The organism is Bradyrhizobium manausense, from assembly GCF_018129685.1.
GTDB lineage: Bacteria > Pseudomonadota > Alphaproteobacteria > Rhizobiales > Xanthobacteraceae > Bradyrhizobium > Bradyrhizobium manausense_D.
The window spans coordinates 1-18,664 of record NZ_JAFCLG010000029.1; the positions used below are offsets into that span (position 1 = coordinate 1).

At 56.8% G+C, this 18,664-nt stretch carries 14 protein-coding genes and 4 pseudogenes; 15 read left to right on the forward strand and 3 right to left on the reverse strand.

Annotated elements, in window-relative coordinates; genetic code table 11:
• Positions 1-722 precede the first annotated feature (722 nt).
• Entirely contained in the window at positions 723-1,205 is a 483-nt protein-coding gene (locus tag JQ621_RS32885; RefSeq protein WP_212241235.1) for a hypothetical protein, read from the reverse strand.
• A gap of 4,020 nt (positions 1,206-5,225) precedes the next feature.
• A pseudogene (locus JQ621_RS32890) lies at positions 5,226-6,192 on the reverse strand (IS481 family transposase).
• A 343-nt stretch (positions 6,193-6,535) separates the two neighbouring features.
• On the opposite strand from JQ621_RS32890, the gene JQ621_RS32895 reads away from it, so the two are divergent.
• From JQ621_RS32895 to JQ621_RS36085, 13 genes and pseudogenes are all read left to right on the forward strand, one after another.
• A complete protein-coding gene (locus JQ621_RS32895; protein ID WP_212241180.1) occupies positions 6,536-7,678 on the forward strand; it encodes a hypothetical protein in 1,143 nt (380 codons plus the stop codon).
• A gap of 260 nt (positions 7,679-7,938) precedes the next feature.
• A pseudogene (locus JQ621_RS36075) lies at positions 7,939-8,127 on the forward strand (transposase); the annotation flags it as partial.
• Between the two features lie 171 nt (positions 8,128-8,298).
• Positions 8,299-8,446 (forward strand): annotated as a pseudogene (locus JQ621_RS36080) (transposase domain-containing protein); the annotation flags it as partial.
• 708 nt (positions 8,447-9,154) lie between these two features.
• Complete coding sequence (locus JQ621_RS32905; protein WP_212241182.1) at positions 9,155-9,877, forward strand: hypothetical protein; 723 nt, start codon at positions 9,155-9,157, stop codon at positions 9,875-9,877.
• Between the two features lie 342 nt (positions 9,878-10,219).
• Positions 10,220-10,621 carry an IS66-like element accessory protein TnpA gene (gene tnpA, locus JQ621_RS32910; protein ID WP_249125721.1) on the forward strand — a complete coding sequence of 134 codons (402 nt, stop codon included), beginning with the start codon at positions 10,220-10,222 and terminating at the stop codon, positions 10,619-10,621.
• A complete protein-coding gene (gene tnpB / locus JQ621_RS32915) occupies positions 10,618-10,965 on the forward strand; it encodes an IS66 family insertion sequence element accessory protein TnpB (RefSeq protein WP_212241184.1) in 348 nt (115 codons plus the stop codon). Before tnpA ends, tnpB begins: the two co-directional genes overlap by 4 nt.
• 70 nt (positions 10,966-11,035) lie before the next feature.
• Positions 11,036-11,206: a hypothetical protein gene (locus JQ621_RS35665; RefSeq protein WP_249125722.1), complete on the forward strand. Its 171-nt coding sequence runs from the start codon at positions 11,036-11,038 to the stop codon at positions 11,204-11,206.
• A gap of 8 nt (positions 11,207-11,214) precedes the next feature.
• Positions 11,215-11,715, forward strand: a complete 501-nt coding sequence (locus JQ621_RS35670; RefSeq protein ID WP_312015470.1) for an IS66 family transposase zinc-finger binding domain-containing protein — start codon at positions 11,215-11,217, stop codon at positions 11,713-11,715.
• Between the two features lie 11 nt (positions 11,716-11,726).
• Positions 11,727-12,437 (forward strand): annotated as a pseudogene (locus JQ621_RS35675) (IS66 family transposase); the annotation flags it as partial.
• Between the two features lie 99 nt (positions 12,438-12,536).
• Positions 12,537-12,671: a transposase domain-containing protein gene (locus tag JQ621_RS35680; protein ID WP_249125725.1), complete on the forward strand. Its 135-nt coding sequence runs from the start codon at positions 12,537-12,539 to the stop codon at positions 12,669-12,671.
• Entirely contained in the window at positions 12,668-12,907 is a 240-nt protein-coding gene (locus tag JQ621_RS32925) for a hypothetical protein (RefSeq protein ID WP_212241185.1), read from the forward strand. Before JQ621_RS35680 ends, JQ621_RS32925 begins: the two co-directional genes overlap by 4 nt.
• Positions 12,908-13,723: 816 nt before the next feature.
• A complete protein-coding gene (locus JQ621_RS32930) occupies positions 13,724-14,734 on the forward strand; it encodes a M23 family metallopeptidase (RefSeq protein ID WP_212241186.1) in 1,011 nt (336 codons plus the stop codon).
• A gap of 485 nt (positions 14,735-15,219) precedes the next feature.
• Positions 15,220-15,843: a class I SAM-dependent methyltransferase gene (locus JQ621_RS36085; RefSeq protein WP_409334263.1), complete on the forward strand. Its 624-nt coding sequence runs from the start codon at positions 15,220-15,222 to the stop codon at positions 15,841-15,843.
• On the opposite strand, the gene JQ621_RS32940 is transcribed toward JQ621_RS36085, so the two are convergent.
• Entirely contained in the window at positions 15,815-16,978 is a 1,164-nt protein-coding gene (locus JQ621_RS32940) for a glycosyltransferase (RefSeq protein WP_212241189.1), read from the reverse strand. The two genes, JQ621_RS36085 and JQ621_RS32940, sit on opposite strands and share 29 nt — an antisense overlap.
• Before the next feature lie 91 nt (positions 16,979-17,069).
• Here JQ621_RS32940 and JQ621_RS32945 point away from each other — a divergent pair, with 91 nt between their 5' ends.
• Positions 17,070-17,684 carry an SIS domain-containing protein gene (locus JQ621_RS32945; protein ID WP_212241191.1) on the forward strand — a complete coding sequence of 205 codons (615 nt, stop codon included), beginning with the start codon at positions 17,070-17,072 and terminating at the stop codon, positions 17,682-17,684.
• Positions 17,681-18,664 carry an NAD-dependent epimerase/dehydratase family protein gene (locus JQ621_RS32950; RefSeq protein ID WP_212241192.1) on the forward strand — a complete coding sequence of 328 codons (984 nt, stop codon included), beginning with the start codon at positions 17,681-17,683 and terminating at the stop codon, positions 18,662-18,664. The genes JQ621_RS32945 and JQ621_RS32950 overlap by 4 nt, the downstream gene beginning before the upstream one ends.

An 18,664-nucleotide genomic window follows, 5' to 3' on the forward strand; every position in this document is an offset into this window, starting at 1 on the left:
TTCCGCATCGCTGAGCCAGTAGACCTGCTTTGCCATTCAAGCCTCCCTTCCGTTGAGAAGCTTGAATCACAATCTAATTTCAGATGGAATCCCTATTGAGTACAGACCCTAGTGAAAATTTATCATACCAAGCCCCAGGACGGGACCATGGGAGACATACGCGGCTTGTGCTTCGGGCAGGGATTTCCGCCTGCAAGCCAGGCCCGGCGGCGCTCTCGCTCACTCTCATTAAGCAATCGGCGAAGTGCGAAGCGGATCATATCGCACTGCGAGATCGGCGCGATAGGATCATGTTTACCGGGGCTGGCTGCATTCCACTTAGAACTTTTCACCCGGAATTTTTGATAAGCGCGGGCTGCGACGAGCACCATCGCTGCGGCCTTCGTGCGTTTAGGTCGGTCAGCACGAATTAGCGTCACGCCCGGGCCGCGCTCGATAACGCCTCGGTGAACGAAACCATCTGCAGCATATGGCGAAGCATGCCAGAAACAGACGGAGCCTAAAGTCATTCCCGTCCTCAAAGAGGGGATTTCAAAATGATTGCACTCAAAGTAATTGCAGCTGCTCTCGGCATAGGATTTCTGTTTTCCACGTATTCGGGCGACCTCGGCGCGGACGTCGTCCTGGCTATCATTTCCTGCTTTTCATAGGGCCATGACGGAGAACCCGCTAGCTTCATCAGCCCGGAGTAACCGTGAGACCGCCGTTAGGCGGTCTTGCGTTCACTTCCCGATCTCTGGGCCAGAACATCGCCTGCTCTCTAACTTAAACGGATCCTGGATGGACGGCGCCGACTGCCTGATGCGGCGCACGCTCACCGGCGTGCCGTCGGAGACGAACAGCAGCTCGTATCGGCGGCCTTCACGGTCGGTAGCCGAACAGGTGACATCAGTGACCTTCCTCGCAGCGAAATTGCCGGTTTGGCGGCAGGTACCCGTTGATGGCTGCTCGGCCGGCACCGGCAGTCCGTCCACCTTGGGCCGATCCTTGGAATTGAGCAGCATGCGATCGATCGGCAGCTCGTAGGAATTGTCATCAGCCCGCCTGCCGTTCGCGCCGGAGAACGACACTACGTGGCTCTCATCGTCGGGATCGTCGACGGCAACCGCGAAATTCACCCGCCCCTTGTCGCCGTGGGCGTACGCCACCGTCTTGCAAGCGAAGCTGCGCCCGGCAACGTTCAGCGTCTTGCACTGCCCCGACATCAACGCCAGAAGGTCGATAAACGCATTCGGTCCGGCGCCCGATGAAGAGCTTAGAGACTCTTCCTCCTGAAAAGATTAAGCAAAGCTTGGTGCAAAAGAAAACAGGAAAACGAGCGCTACGGCAGTCGAATAGTTCGGCATTTGGTCACTTCTTACACGAGTTATGCACGAGCCAGACCACATCCGGATGCAAAGTGCAGCGGTCTCGGAAGCAAACCATGTTCGGGAATCACTCTGACCTTTACATAACAAGTGACGGTGGAGGACGCTATTCCATAGACCGCCTGACAGACCCGATCTTATACCCACCGCGATCCCCGAGACCACGACTTCAATTTTCGGTATGGGCCGCCAGCAATACTGCCTCCAAGTCTGGCGGCCCTTTTTGGACTGCGGAGCGATGCCGTTCGAAAGCCTCTCCGTCTACTTCATCATCCACATATGTGAGAGCACCGAAAAGAGGTGTTTGCCAAAGGACCTCCGGCGTTCGCCCTGCTCTGCGAACCGCAAGAGAGCGGGCGGAGAGCTGAGACGGGGGGCGAGCGCCGCGGCCTGCACTGCAGGTCAATCGAATGGCCGCCAAGCGTTAGCCCGAAACAACCCTTGACCGCGCTACCGCCGCGTTTCTCGCCGCGACCTCGTCAACGAACCGAAACAATGATGTGAGATACATCACATTCAGCGCGCAGCACGCTTGATAGAGCGAGAAAAACTTGCCAGGTGGATAAGATGGCGACGGAAGAAGCCTCATCAGACCAGCGGCAGCGCTCCGACCGCACTCTCGCGATCGGTTTCCTGTTGGTAGTCGCAGCCGCTATGATCGGTTGGGTTTACGGCATCATTCGCGGGGCGATCGCCGTTACAGTTTGGCTATTGGGCTAAAAAGCCTACAGCCCAGATGGCTGCCCTTGATGGCGGCGCAGATGATCATTCCCCAAAGCGCAAAGTTGATTTGCAAAGCCATCGCCATTGGTCCGTCCCCAGTAAGCCAGCAGTTGCATTCTCATTTGATGCAATCTGCCCAGCTCGATAATTCTTGATTTCAGAATTCTATTCCAGCCTAAATTGGCGCCACACGTTGTGCATCGCGACTGTCGCGGTGCACCACATGCTCTCAACCTGAAGCTTGACGGTCCGATCCGCCGTGCGGCCGCCGAGGGCGATAGGTTCTGGAACCTATACTCTGGTCTTTCGTGTAGCCCGACAGCCAGGCCTCGGCTGTCCGTGTTGGAAAGCTCGACGTTGTCGCGACAATGCCCAGAGCAGCTCGAAATTTGAGCTTATGATGGTGTCAATATCCAGCCGCCAGCTCCAATCGAGATCAAAATCGACGATCTCGGTCGCCTTGAACCGCCAGTATGGCATCCGGCAATCGGGCGATGTCCGACTCCGCCATCGTGCTGCCGGACGCCCCACAAGCACGCTAGATGCCGTAAAGAGCATTTCCCGTTGTTACGGAGCCCAAAGTGCTAGAAGCGCGCATTAACTATTCTTTAATCACGCTAGCCAAGCATCGGTTGTTAGTCCCATTTGAGTCGCTGAAGCGTTCTTTCGCGTGTTGCCGCAAATTGCACCGATTTCTACGAGGTGTCGCTTATGCCTCCCGCTTCACCCCTAAATCAGTTCCGCTGGTTATCCCCAGAACACCGCTCCTGGCAGCCCGGCAGCTTTGCCGCTGGTCAGCTAGTCATTGTTCAAGAAACAGCGGGCCCCCGGCTCGGTGGCAAGCGAGGCAAGGTTCTTGGAATCGGCGCGACTCGCAGCAGAATAAGGGTTCAATTGGATTGCTCCAAAGGCCCGATAACCCTGCACGCAAGATTTTTGGAGCGGGCTCCCGTCGTCGCAGAAATCTCCGCCGCCAGGCGGAGTTGATGAATCCCGAGAAGACCATCATAGCGGTCGTCCGATCTGGGCTAGCACCAACCTGCCTATGAAGAACACATTCCAAGAATCAGACGCGCGGGTTCTTGAAGCTGCTTACATTAAAACTCAACGAGGCCGACTTGCTCGAGCAACGGCGGAACACATCTGTCAACGAGCCTCGTAATTCCGCGCCTACGTCGGGGTCGAGATAGTTGGCTATGCTGGTCATGAAGAGTGATCGGCCGAACTAGCCTTCCAAGAGAGGCACCCGCGAAGGCGCAGCAAAGCACACCTTGCCTTCGTCCGTGGTCAAGCTTGTCTCGTCCGTAAGAAAAGCCCTGCCGATGCGCACCACCTAAAGTTCGCGCAACCGCAAGCGTTGGGACGCAAGGTCAGCAATGGGTTACCGTCCCGGTATGCAGTTCGCACCACCGAACTCGTAATCGGCAAGGAAACGAGAGAGCATGGTGGGCGAACTTGCAGATTTCTCGGTTGCCGATAGTCAGTCGCCCTGACAACGTTCTCGAAGCTGCCATGACGGCTACTCGGGTGACATCCGAGCAGGGCCGCAAGCAGCGCAACGCCCATTCTTCGAGCGAGATACAGATGCTCGACCAAATCGGGAGCGCGAATCAGCCGTATTTTTGTTCTTTTGGAGCGGCCCGCGAAGCGTGATTGCCTCGTTCTGCTGCTGCCCGCAAAAGAAACGTCGGCACTTGTCGGGACGGCGGACGCAGGTACGGCTTGTATCTGAGATATGTCGAGCGACGACGTCGCGAAATGATCTCACGAAGCCCGTATCCGGCCCCAAATGAAATCACAGAAACCGCAACAAGGAAGATCAATCCCAGCAAGTTACTTACGCTCCGCGACAGAACGCTGCCTTTTGCAAATCCAATCCACCCGTGTCAATAGATCTCCGGAACGATCTGATTAAATTGGATTATTCCGCGTGCGAAGGTGGAGGTTTCGACTTGCAATAAGGTCGGCGACAGTCTGACAGGCTTAGCCCCGGCGGCTTGAGAACATCGGCATCGCCGCTCCAAACTGCTCACTATTGATAGGCCTTGCCGAAGCCGCCGGAGAAGCGCGTTACTAATTGGATTGCGAGGAGCGACAAGGGCTCGTGGGCTCGATCCAGAGCAGCCGGTTGGCAAATGATGCGCAGGCCCTGCTGTTCGCGGACCATAGCGACCAGATTCGAGGCAATTGAACCTTCAACGGCTGCGACGAGTTTCGCGCTACTGGATTTGACTGTCGAAGCATCGCTTTTGACACAACGATGTAGGGCCGCTCTCGACCTCGCCACCTAGAGCGCGCATGGAGCGACATTTATGGGCATGTAGAGCACGGCAATTATGCAGCGCGCAAACTCCAGCGACCGAATAAAGATAACGCTTGAACTTGGTACTCAGTTGCCGCGACATCACCATACTCTAGTCACACCGAAGTTAAGTTCGCCTGATGAAGTGCACGCAAGAGGCGTACAAGCTACAAACAGCGTCCTATCCGATCATTTGAAACGCAATGACAGAAGACGGACGACTAGAATGAATTCGATGACCTCGAAAGAAGCTTTTGGACCTGGCGAACCCGAACGCGGTCAAACAAAAAGCTCGCTGCGCTTCTTGGAAATCGTCTTCCTAGCACCGGGATTTCTAGCAACCGTAGGATCTGTACGCTCGCGATGGCCGCGATCGCGTTAGTTTGAATAGGAAAGCCGTACATTGCTGGTCGTGCTCTTCATACCTATTCTATGTATCGCCAGCTTTGGCTTGGGCTACGTTGCGCGCGATCGCATATCAAAGCAGCGACGTCGAGAATTTAGGAAGTGGGAGCCTTATATGCGTCCACGCAATTCTCTTCCGGCCTTTTTGATCAGGCAATCATCCGGCTCCGTCGCTCCGATTGATGGGCGCGCAGGTAGGGGCCAGCGCGGCTAGATATCCAACGACGTTAGATGGCTGAAGCGCCATTCTCTTAGATTTGCAAAACTATCGATTTTTCTTGGCTGCGGCCCAGCCCTTCTAAATTCAAAAGCTCCGAGTGATCATGGATTCGCGCGGACATCCGGCCTGCTTCGGAGTCAGGCACTCACGGGTGACTCTTCGTAATTCCAAAATCATTGTTTCCGGCCAATAAAGAAAGCACGGAGCGCTAGATGTGGAGCCTCAACAGGTTGTTCCTAGTTAGAGCGAGTCTGCTGATGGGTGGCATTGAGCCGATACTGCCATGCGGCCGGTGCCAATTGTAGCGGTGAAGCCATCTCGGCAACTCGGCAGCTCGTTCTTTTGAAGTGTTGTAGGCGCGGGCATAGGCCCATTCGCGCAGGCTGGTCTGGATAAAGCGCTCGGCCTTGCCGTTGGTCTTCGGCGTGTAGGGCTTGGTGCGGATATGCTTGAGGCCGAGGCGCTTGCAGGCTTTGCGGAAAGCAAAGGATTTGTAGCAGGATCCGTTGTCGGTCATGACCCGCTCGACCTTGATGCCGAGGCTTGAGTAGTAGGCGATCGCAGCCTTGAGGAAGGCCACGGCGCAGCTCTGTCGCTCGCTCTTCATCACTTTGCTGAAGGCAATGCGGGAGGCATCGTCGATGCAGACGTGGACGTATTCCCAGCCTGGCCCTTCGCCGCGAGCCCGCAGGCTGCTCTGGCCCGTTCGATCGCCGGTGATGCGATGGTATACGGTTGAACTTGCCGAGCTTTTTGATGTCGATGTGGATCAGCTCGCCGGGATGTTCACGCTCATAGCGCCGCACCGGCTCAGCCGGTTCCAGGTCGCGCAATCGGTTCAATCCCAACCGCCGCAGGATACGGCTGACGGTCGCCGGCGAGATGCCGACCTCGGCTGCGATTTGCTTGCCTGTGTGGCGCTGCCGGCGCAACGCCTCGACTTCGGCGCATGTGGCAGGCAGGGTTTGGCTCGGCGATGAAAGGGGTCTCGAGGAGCGATCACGCAACCCATCCACGCCTTCCTCGCGGAAACGCTTGACCCACTTGGCGACGGTCTTCGCCGAGATATTGAATTGCGGTGCGGCTGCAGCCTTCGTCAGGTCGCCTTCGATCACGCTCCGCACCATGGCCTCTCGACCTTTTGGCGTCAGAGGCGCATTCTTATGGGTGTCCATTCGGTCCTCCGGGGATTGGCTAAAGCTTCGACAACTTCAGCTTCCTCGTTCAGGACCGGATGGACAACCTCCTGAAAGCTCACAGCTAGAGCAGCACTTGCACGGTTCTCTTCGCGCGACGCCCGCGCGTCAGCGGATGACGCGCACGCTTCAAAGCAAAATCCACATCTTTTGCAATGCAACAAAGAGACAGCTGGCTAGCTTCCAGATCTGAGGTTGGCGCAAGGCAACGACCCGCACGCTTGTCTACGCGGTGGTATGGAGACGCTTCCGGCCAACACCCGTCTTTCCTCTTTTCAAACGTTAGGCTAGGACGAGATGTATATTGGAACAACTCCAAGCTATGAATTCCAAGGATCTAGTTCCCGAAGAGCATGTCGAAAACGGTTTGGCTTCGAGTGAAGTCCAATTCGCGCTTGTCATTTCTCGCATGCTCGACACTGTCGGCGATGATCCGGAATTAAGACGTCAAATGGTGTACGAGTTAGCTCGTTATAAGCTGTCTGAGCAGTTTACCCACGCAGATGCGAAAAACGCTGGAGAAATCAAAAAGTCACTAGAGAATGCAATTCGAGAGGTTGAACGGTTCGCGCAAGAGCAACCCCGCATCGAGCGAACCGCTTCGCGGCAACTCGTCTCCCCGCCGCCGATCGCCAACTACGATGATGCACCGCAAGCTGAAGTTGCGGACACTCTAATTCGTCAGACGCGTACTCGACCGCATCTGCGCATACAACAGACACTGCCGGTATTAGTGCGTACAACTGCGATTTTAGTTGCGGTGGGATTCATTGTTCTCCTTGTTACACAAAGAGAGCGTCTCGCTAGCGTTCGCCAACTGCTTACATCGCGACAAAATGAGCTCGCAATAAGGTCTCCGCCGCCAGAGCCGAAGGCACCTGAACCACCACCAGCTACTGTATCTACTGCAGCAAAGCCCACAGCCGCGAGGCGCCCGCTTCCCGAGGCTTATGGCGTCTATGCCGACATCGGTGATGGACCATTTATAGATTTGCAAGCACTCTCCATGAGGCCTCCGGACCCTCGCATAGCGATCTCAGCTGCATTCAAAAGGCCGGATCAAGCCCCTCTGCCAGACGGACACGCGAAATTTATTGTGTATCGCAGAGATGCTATCAGCTCTATTCCCGACAGACCGGAGGTTCGATTGGTCGCAAAGATCTCACGCGACTTCTCGGGAAATGCAGCTGGCAAAGCTCTGACTGACGTGGACGAAGCCTTGGTAATCCGCAACATCTCCTATCCATTTCGATCCTCACCCGTGCCAGGAAACCCCGAGATGTACGAGGTTCGCAGCGAAAATCCCGACCTTAACCTCTCGCCCGGGCACTATGTTTTGATCCTGAAGATGCAGGCTTATTATTTCCAAGTTAGCGGAGACAGTGTCGACCCACGTCAATGCCTCGAACGCGTAATTTCCACGAGCGGAACTTTTTACTCGCCTTGCATGACGCCACGACGCTAAGGCTAGATTCTAACCGCAACGTTGAAGGAAAGCGTGGCTTGTCGCTCCATTCGTCGGAAGAGAGCAGCAAGAAACCGGCAAAAATAGGATTCTCTTGTCGCGCGCCCGCGGGCGAATCAGTTGAGCCTTCCTAAGACGCAACAACCCCTTCCCATTTTCAGGAGCAGGAAGCGACGATTGCGTGGCGTGCCGAGGGCTGCGAGGCGATCGATCCGCAGTATCGCTCCGGTGAGGGCCGCCTTGCGCGCTGAAGACGGAGGATGAAGACAGAGGCGTATGACCATACGCCTATTTCGAAGGTCTCCCGATTGGAAGTTGTTTCGCCTGGCGCTCGACGCCGTTGGACATTGGACGAGAAGCGGCGGATCGTTGCTGAGAGTTATGACGGTTCCCGGCTGGCGACGGCGCGGCGCAACGGGTTGTCCACGAGCCAGTTGTTCACGTGGCGACGGTTGTCGCGCGAGGGCCAGCTGGGCGGGGATGCCGCGCCAGTACTTGTTCCTGTGGAGATCACTTCGACGCCAATTCCGGAATCGACCGTGGCTGCGCAGCCACGGCCATCGCCGGCTAGAGAGCGGGCGAAGGTAGGCCTAATCGAGACCGAGCTTGGCGGCTGGCGGGTCACCGCCAAAATGAACGGTGTCGATCCGTTGGTTTGCCTCACCGACATCCTCGTTCGTATAGCCGCCCACCCAGCCCACCGGCTTGACGAGTTTCTGCCGTGGAATTTGGACCTCACCGGCGGCGGTCTCTGCTCAAGCTGCATGACCAATACGCCGACAGGGTCCATCAGCTCACCCAATCAAATCCGCCTGCGGCCTACGCCGGACGCGTACGATCCGCAGCCAGGTTCGAAAGGCCTTCAATGCTCAATGCTCACTAACTTGGCGGGCATCAGGCTCGTAACCGCTGCTTCCACAATCGATGCCCCCCGCTCATGGCGGTTCTTGCCAACGACGAGGAGTGAAAACTTATCTGAGCCCGAAAACTTGGGGTCAGAAAAATAGCGAAATCCCGGTCCCACCAGAACGAGCTGTCCGCTCGACGGCTTTTACACGACCGAAACGTCAAAGATCTGCATTGTCGACCATCGCAGGCCTTGGATACAATCCGTCCCAGGCGCGATCGTCATCGACCAGGCGATGGTATCCCCGGCAAGCTTGTAAGGCGTTTGATTTCGCAGGCAAGGCGATGACGCTTGTGCCGGCAACCCAGACAAAAACACCAGCGCACAGATCACCATCAAAGACTTAGAAAATCTTGACATACTTCGGTTCCCTGCATACGCCTACTCGGCTTTTTACATCTGGGTGAAGGTAACTTGATCCGATTGATCAGCCCTTAAGTCTACTCATCTCTCTCGGAATTGTTTAGTAAATCTGAAGTAAGTCAGTCTTGGAAGGAGTTAGATTTTGCTTAAGCCTGCCAAGTGGGTTGTGCGGGAAATTCTCCGCTCCAAGATTGCCTAATACTGCCATGAGATGGCATCCTTGGCCGGGAACGGCAGACCATCTGCTTTTGATTGCTCTGACTGGAGATTGGCTCGAACTTTTTCGAAGACTTTCGTTTTATCGGCTCGACAATTGGGCTGTCATCGGTGCGGCTGGTATCATAGCGTTAGGCATTGTCGGCGCTGCTGTACTTATCTCTAATCGCATGCTTCGAAGGCATCGCATCAGCACTTTGCTTCGCGAAGAGGTGCGCCTCGAACAGGAGCTTCCGGCGTGGAGAGACGCCCACGACTTCTTAGCGCGCTTTAAACGTACCAACGAAGCGACAGAAGTTACAACGGCTGAAACCTTCATCGAGAACGGGTTTGGCGGCGCGGCAGCAAGCCAGCAAGTTGACCTTGCGGGGATACTACCGAGCTTAAATGGTGCAATACGGGCGCGTCTCGGGACGCTGCTGCGCGAGGCTTTTGAGGCTGCTCAAAAACGAGACCAAACGTCCCGACTGATCTCTCGAATTGAGCGTCTCGAAGCACCGGAAGAGTGGGCGCCCGGCGAGTATGCATTGGCTTTAGCCAACATCGAGACCGCACGTGCAGATCTTCCTAAACTAACGCGCGAACTGACTAGGGCTATGGATGCCATTGAACGTGAAACGAAGAGTCTTCGTCGCGACATCGCCTCGAAAGAGGAACGACTCGTCCTTATTCAAAGGCAGCTCGGTGAATTTTTATCGCACGGCCAACGCTGAAGGTGCATCGACGTAAGCTTCAACCGGGCGGCAGGTGGCTTCCGCGTCAGCGAGTAGGTAAACAGTCCATCGGACTGACTGTTTTCAAACGTTCAAACGGTTCATTGTGGACCTACAGAGCAAAAGAAATCGTCCCCCGGTTTCCCAGCTTGTTTTCGTGAGATTGAGCACGGCTGTTGCTCCGCCGGGAGTAGTTTGATGCGGCGGAGGGTTATAAACTTTGCCGCGGACGGCCCCGTCCGGCTTTCGCTGTCATGCGAGCCGTTTCGAAGTATCCCTCCGGGGGCGACCGCCTTGCCGAGTGAGGTGGCAAGGTGAAGACATAGGCGTATGACTAACCATATGCCTATGCCGAAGGTTTCCCGACTTCAAGTCGTCTCGACGGGCGCACGGCGCCATTGGACTTTGGAGGAGAAGCAGCGGATCGTTGCCGAGAGCTATAGCGGGCCACGATTGGTGTCGGTAACGGCACGTCGCAACGGATTGTCGACGAGCCAATTGTTCACGTGGCGCCGGCTGGCGCGCGACGGCCGGCTGACGGAGGATGCCGCGCCTGCGCTGGTATCCGTCGAGATCACCTCAGCTTCGGCATCGACGTGCGCGCAGCAGCCGTCTTCTCCGCCTGCGCAGCGCGCAATGATTGGAGTCATCGAGATCGAGCTTGGTGGTTGCCGCGTGCGAGTGGATCGTGACGTGGACACTGAGGCGTTGCAGCGGGTCCTTGAGCTTCTGCGACGACAATGATCCCAATTCCGAGCGGCGTCAGGGTCTGGATCGCCACTGGCCACACCGACATGCGCCGCGGCATGCAAAGCCTGGCGCTTGCGGTGCAGGAGAGTCTGAAGCGCGCTCCTCATGCCGGCGATCTCCACATCTTCCGGGGCCGCCGCGGCGATCTGGTCAAGATCCTCTGGCATGACGGGTTGGGCATGTCGCTCTATGCCAAGCGTCTGGATCGCGGCAAGTTCATCTGGCCGTCGGCGTCGGCCGGCGCGGTATCGATCTCAGCGGCGCAGATGGCCTATATGCTCGAGGGCATCGACTGGCGGAATCCGCAACTGAGTTGGCGGTCGCAGAGCGCAGGCTGAGTGAAGAAATCTGCGGTCGCTGCAATTTTGGGGAGTCACATCGCGTCCAATCTGTGATTCACTGCGTCGTATGGATACCGGCCGCGACGCTGTTCCGGATGATTTTGCCGCCCTGAAGGAGGCGCTGGCAGTCGAGCGCGCGAAGGGTTTGGAGATCGCCGCCGAGCTCGCGATCGCCCGCGCGAAAGCGTCGGAAGACGAGGCGCTGATGCACAGCAGAAGCTGCAGATCGCCAAGCTAAGGCATCAGATCTACGGACCACGGTCGGAGCGCTCGGCGCGGCTGGTCGAGCAGTTGGCGCTGACGTTCGAAGAGCTGGAAGCTGACGCCACCGAGGACGAGCTGGCGGCGGAACGGGCCGTGGGCAAGACGACCACGGTGCGTGGATTTACCCGCAAGCGCGCCGAGCGTCAGACCTTCCCCGAACACCTTCCCCGCGAGCGTGCGGTGATCGATGGGCCCGCGGCTTGTGAATGCTGCGGCAGCAACCGCCTGCGCAAGCTCGGCGAGGATGTGACACGCACGCTGGAAGTGGTGCCGCGCCAGTGGAAGGTGATCGAGACGGTCCGGGAGAAGTTCTCCTGCCGCGACTGCGAGAAGATCAGCCAGGCGCCGGCGCCGTTCCATGCCGTCGCCCGGGGGTGGGCCGGCCCAAGCCTCCTCTTGGCCGTGATCATGTTCGAGAAGTTCGGCCAGCATCAGCCCTTGAACCGCCAGCCGAGCGCTATGCTCTGGAAGGCGTGCCAATAGCCTTGTCGACCATGGCCGATGCCGTGGGATCGGTCCGTAGGGCGCTTCAGCCCCTGCTGAGCCTGGTGGAAGCCCATGTCATGGCGGCCGAGCGCCTTCACGCCGATGATACTACCGTGCCGGTGCTGGCCAAGGGCAAGACTGACACGGGACGATGCTGGATCTACGTCCCGGACGACCGGCCCTTTGGGGGCGCGGGGCCGCGGGCGGCGATGTTCTATTACTCGACCGCAAGGGCGAACATCCCCAGGCGCATCTGGCCCGGTATGCCGACATCCTGCAGGCCGACGCCTATGACGGGTACAACCAGCTCTAGCAAGCCAGGGCCAATCCGGGAAGCCGCCTGCTGGTCGCATGGACGGCGTCCGTTCTACGCCATGGCGGACATTGAAGAGAATGCCCGGCGCACGGCTGCCGGCAAGAAGGAAATCCCGCTCTCGCCGATCGCGATCGAGGTCGCGCGGCGGATCGATGGGCTGTTCGAGATCGAACGGTCCATCAACGGCAAGAGTGCCGAGGAGCGCCTTCAGGTGCGGCAGACGCTGAGCCGGCCCCTGGTCGAGGACCTCTAGGTCTATATGCGGGAGCAGCTTGCCAAGCTGTCTCGGGGGCACGACCTGGCTAAGGCGTTCAACTACATCCTGAAGCGTTGGACGAGCTTCACCCTGTTCCTCGAGGACGGGCGAGTTTGCCTCTCGAACAACGCCGCCGAAGGAGGCTTGCGAGGCATAGCACTTGGCCGGAAGTCCTGGCTGTTCTGTGGATCGGATCGCGGTGGACGGCGCGCTGCTTCCATGTACAGCCTGATCGTCACAGCTAAAATGAACGGCGTCGATCCGCAAGCGTGGCTGGCCGATGTCCTTGCTCGCATCGCTACTCATCCGGCTCATCGGCTCGACGAACTTCTGCCCTGGAATTGGACGCTAGCATCAGCGCTCACCGCTCGAGCCGCATGACCACCCCCGTCAACAGGGTCCATCACATCACCACCATCACCAAGGTCGCCAAAGACCTGGGCGAAGACGAAGATTGGCTGTGGGACATCGCCTCCGAGATGGAGATCGAGGATGGCGTCATCTGGGTCTATGGCGTCGGAGAAGACGGCGTTCAGGCGTTCACCGACTTCGGCATCGATTGCCTCATCGAGCTGATCAGGTTCTACAAAGAGAACCCTGGACTACTCAGGCGGTAACCCTGCGGCCTACGCCGAATGGATACGTTTCGAACACTGCCGTTGCAGTCAAAACGGGTAAAAAGGTTCTCGTAGGGAACAGTTAGGCATCAGTTAACCATAATTGGGTACAAGGAGATGCAGCAGGATATGTGCTTGCTCATTGCACCCGTTGGACTGCTTGCATGAAGCCGTCACCCGTTATATTTTTGTGTGTTCTCATATTGAGCGGATGCGCGTCCCGCCCACCGCCGCAATTTGGTCAACTTGTAGCTTGGGATGGCTTGGGGCAAGACCCGAATAGACATTTGAGGCCTTCCACGACGACCCGCACGCACTTAATTCGCTCTTCGGATTCTGTTGTAAAGGACCAAACCAATCAACTAAGCCAACTACGTCCATTCACTCAAGAGTGGTGGAAATTGCATGATGAAATTGAACGCACGCAGGACACCGAGTTGGCGCGCAAACTTGTAATCTGTCTACGCTGCGGCATCGAACCGGCCGATTTCACTGCCTCGATCAAGCACTAGCGATGTCAATGAAGTTCTCGCCTGCACCCTGCAGAACCGGTGAGGCGCGGTTGCGCAAATCCACCCAGGGCGCACGGTCGGCGCGGACGCAAGCCCAATGAGCGCGTCAGACCCACCCTAGCGCAGGCAACAAGCGTTTAGCCTCTTCCGCTTCTGGCTGCCTGTATCAGCTAGACAACAGAAGCCTTGAGGGACCCAAAGGTGAACGCTTCTGAGGTAGCACGCTATTCAGCGTATCCCAACTGCTTTGCTACGTCTCACAACGCAACTAGAATGTTTGCGCGGCACAAAGAGGATTCTGAATATGCGAAATTCCTATATGGCGAGGAGGAGGATCTCGGTCGCCCTGACTGCCCTTCTGTTTATCGTTTATACAATTCAATCAACGATCGCCGAAGAGCATTTTACGCTTACTTGGCCGCTGGAATGTAAGCTCCACGAGACGTGCTTCATTCAGAACTACGTTGACCACGATCCATCTGACCAAATCCTAGACTTTCATTGTGGCCGTCGGACTTATGACGGTCACGATGGTACCGATATCCGGTTACCCGATCTCGAAGCTGAAAAGAAAGGAGTGAGAGTTTTCGCCGTTGCCTCCGGAACGATCGTTCGTTCGCGGGATGACATGGATGACGTGTCTGTCAAGACAGCTGACAGGTCTGCGGTCGTTGGTCGAGAGTGCGGCAACGGCGTTATCATCGACCATGGCAATGGTTGGAGCAGTCAGTACTGTCACATGACCAAGAATAGCATCGCCTTGAAGCCAGGCGCCTCCGTCGTTTCAGGGCAAGCAATAGGGTTCGCTGGCCTATCGGGAGATACTGAGTTCGCTCACCTACACATAACAATACGACACAACGGAACCGTCGTTGATCCATTTTCAGAGGGGGCGGCGCAGAACCAATGCAACGCCGGCCGCTCGCTTTGGTCCTCGGAACTATCTTATGAACCGACGGAAATAATCAATGTTGGCTTCGCTGATCAAGCGATGACCATGGAGCAGATTGAGCTTGGAGAATTGAACCATTTCCTGCCCACATCCCACTCCGCGGCCATGGTCGCGTATGTGCGCGCGATTGGCCTTCAAACAGGTGACGAACAGTTTATCGAACTCAGCTCTCCTAACGGCACTATCTTGTCGGGGTACAACGCGCCGAAGCTGGCGAGAGATCAAGCGCAGTACTTCATGACGACTGGAAAGAAGCTTGATGGCTCCGAATGGCCCAGCGGTACATATGCTGCAACGTTCATTGTGCGTAGAAATGGCGGCGAAATTTTACGCAGGACGTTTGAAGCCAAGATAACAAATTAGCCTATTGTCTCAGGAAGCACGTGGCTTCCGATTCGATCGGGCGTCGTGTTGCGCAAATTCTGTCAACCTTTCGAACCCAATAGCCTATGATGGACGACGACCAAGTCTTGGAGGTTTTCGAATGTTGGACGCCCGAAGGTTAGCCTAGCTAATTTTTGACTCGTATATTTGGAGCGAAGCAAACGAGCTGCCCAGCGTCACGACGTCGCCGTGAACTGCTCGTGCCTGGTCATGTGAGACCTTCGAAGGCATCCGCTGCAGCACCACCGTCGGGAACCTTTCCACGCGATCTACTTACTTCTCTCGCCAATATGAATTAACGTAAACAAGCGGGCGAGTTGCGGTTTCGCCGCGAACCGGGCATACGAACAGCTACCGGGAAGCTCGGCGTCGAAAAACTAACTTCCGAATTCGAGGCAACCTTGAGCAGTATTCAGCACCGATTTCAGGCTTCACTTCGTCGCTACGTCAATCCACTCGGACATGTGGCCTTTTTGCAGGCCCTCCGCCCCTCGGCCCGCGTGCTCGATGTCGGATGCGGGAACGCCTCTCCCGCTCGAGCAAAACGCTATCGACCCGATATCCACTACACGGGCGTGGACGTTGCAGACCACAATCAAACTTCTGCGTCGCTGGCGCTTGCGGACCGTTACATCCTTTTGAAGCCAGAGGATTTCGCGTCGGGAATCGCGGCGCTGGAGTCTGGCAACTTCGATGCGGTGATAAGCCGACATAATCTGGAGCACTGCAGTGAGCCGGACAAGGTGCTTGAGGCCATGAGCGCTACGCTCGCCCCCGGAGGATTGCTGTATCTGGTGTTTCCCTGTGAAGCATCTGTTGACTTCCCAAGGCGCCAAGGCACTTTGAATTTCTGGGATGACCCAACGCATGTCCGTCCCCCGAATTGGGCTAACGTCCTCTCGTCCCTCAAACAGAACGGACTGAATGTCTTGCACTCTGCCGCACGGTATCGACCGCCCATCCTCGCAACGATAGGCGCAGTGACGGAGCCAGCATCTATCTTGACGGGGCGCATAGGCCCTTATGGAGGCACTTGGGCCCTTTACGGGTTCGAAAGCGTCATTTGGGCTCAAAAACCGGCGTACTGACGCGCTCGATGGTGTTGCGATCTGCCAGACTCTCGACCAGACGCCGACATTCCTCGTCCTCGATCACCAGCTCGGACTCAGGAATACGACGAAGCGATGCCTCGAGTTCAACATACCGCTCTTGAGTCAGGCCTTGAAGGGCCAGCCTGAGGGAATCCGGGTCAGCGCTATCCATCCTCAAGCCGACGCCGTGACGGGTTAGCCACTTGCCTGTTTCAACTGTCGAAAGCGCGATTGGAACTGCATCATAATAGATCGAGCGGTACAGCCGGTTTGGCAGCAGCCAGTCGGAATTGGCGCCCTCCTCGTAGAAATCCATCGCCCAGGCGAAGTGAACCGATCTGAACAGCTGGGCCAACTCGTCTTCATCGGCGAACCCCCCGACATAGTTGATACCGGGCAAATTTGAGAAGGCGGACTTGACGTCGGGAAAGACGCCACTGGCTGGCCGGCCAGCAACGATCACCTCGATCAAGCCCGGCGCATCTGCCGCGACTCGCGCAAGAAGGGCAAGGCTGCGTGCGCAGCGTATCACGCCGAACCAGCCAATTCGCCACGGCGGCCCAGGCGCATGAGAACCGCGCTTCGGGCGACCACCGGATGACGCAGGGAAAATCTTATTTTCAAGTATGATCGTGCGCGGCAAACTGCCGTATGTTCGGGCAAAATAGTTTTCTACAAATCCGGGCGAGCTTGAGACGAGCGCCTGACTCTGCCTGAGAAGGACCCCCTCGATTCGCCGAAGCAACCTTCCAAGCCATCCAGAACCTGTCATGAGGCGATGTATATCAAGGCATTCATAAGTGAGCGGAACGTTCCTGCGACACAGTTTTCTCGCAAGAGCCGCCAACAGGAGCATCTCCAGATTTCGCGCCATGATGGCGTCAGCGTCGAGCAGATACTTTCTGTGCTTCAGCAGAGCGATTGCGCCTTTCAGCACAGCACTAGAACGCTGCGCAAACCGAGTGTTGAAAGTTTGTCCGAGACCGAGAACAACATCCGCTATATTTGGATCGAACTCTGCCTTCCGATGGAACCCGATCATTACTACTTCCGCACCGGCCCGCTTCAAAACTTCAACACGCCGCGCAGTATCCGCATGGTTTAAGTCATGGACGAAATAGACGATCTTCATGAGAAATCATTGTCAGTTGCTGCGCGGCTCAGATACTGTATAGCTGATTATCGCGCGTTAAGCTTGGGTTTATAACTTTGGAGCGCCAGGAATGACAAGGTACGCCCGGGATTATTTTGCCAAACTCAAGGCGACGATCGATCTGATGGACTTCGCCGAGATCGATAATTGCGTTGGCGTCATCGAGCGGGCTTGGCGTGAGGGGCGGCAAATTCTCACCCTTGGCAACGGCGGAAGCGCGATGACCGCCATTCACTACATCACTGATTGGAGCAAGATGATCTCCAACCAAAACGACAAGCCTTTTTATGGACGAACCTTGTTGGACAATATCGGCATGTTGACCGCCTACGCCAACGACGTGTCCTATGCTGACATCTTTTCCGAACAATTGAAGCATACCGCAACCAAGGGAGATGTTGTCATTGCCATCTCCGGAAGCGGCAATTCCGAAAATGTCGTTCGCGCCGTCAGGCTGGCGAACGCGATGGGATGTGAGACTATCGGCTTGTGCGGATTCAACGGTGGCCAGCTTCGCCAATTGGCGAAGCACACTATCTGGGTCGACATCGATGACATGCAGATATGCGAGGATCTCCATGCGATCTTCGGTCACATCGTCATGCAACGGTTGTGTGGAGGCATTACCGATACCATGCCCGGCTGCAGACGGTCACTGAGCGGCGCGTCAACGGAAGCGAAATGACAACCGACGCTGTCGATCTCCGGGCCTCTTTTCATGTGGTCACAGGAGGGGCCGGCTTCATCGGGACCAATCTCGCACGGGCCTTGAGCGGAGCCGGAGCCGAAGTCCTGATTCTGGACGACCTCAGTCTCGGTCAACGCGGATATCTCCCGCCGGGTAAGGCCATTCGGTTTGCTCAGGTCGATGTTGCAGACCGCGAGGCACTTTCCGCAGCGCTTTCGCAGGCGTCCGGCTATCCGTCAGTGGAAGTTTGGCATTTCTGCGCGAATTCAGATATCCAGGCCGGCGCTCACGATCCAAAGCTCGACCTGCGTTCTACATTCCAGACCACTTTCGCGCTTCTTGAAGAGATGCGCGTCCGCGGCTGGACGACGATCAACTTCGCTTCGACGTCCGCCGTATACGGCGACCAGGGCGATACCCCGCTAAACGAGACCGCGACGCTACTGCCCATTTCGAACTACGGCGCGATGAAGGTTGCTTCGGAAGCTGTCATCAGGGCTTCTTGTGAAAGCTTCCTCACGACGGCGCGGATTTTCCGGTTCCCGAACGTGGTCGGGATGCCCGCCACGCACGGCGTCATTTTCGATTTCGTCCGACGATTGATCGCAGACCCGATTTGTCTATCGGTGCTCGGCAATGGCGAGCAACAGAAGCCTTATCTCCATGTCGGCGAACTGATCGAAGCGATGCTCTTCATAAGGTGCCGCACCGCGGCCGGCCACCACATCTTCAACATCGGGCCGCTTGATGCTGGTACCCGAGTGAACCAAATCGCGCAATTGGTCTGTCAGGCCATCGCTCCCAGAGCCGCCATCGCCTACGGGGTCGACCCCCGTGGTTGGATTGGAGATGTTCCTCGCTTCCGATACGACGTTTCGCGCTTGCTGCGGCTAGGCTGGAAACCGTCCAAGACGTCCAGCCAAGCGGTCGAAAAGGCCATTTCGGAGATCGTCGATCATGAGCTGCGCGGGAGATGA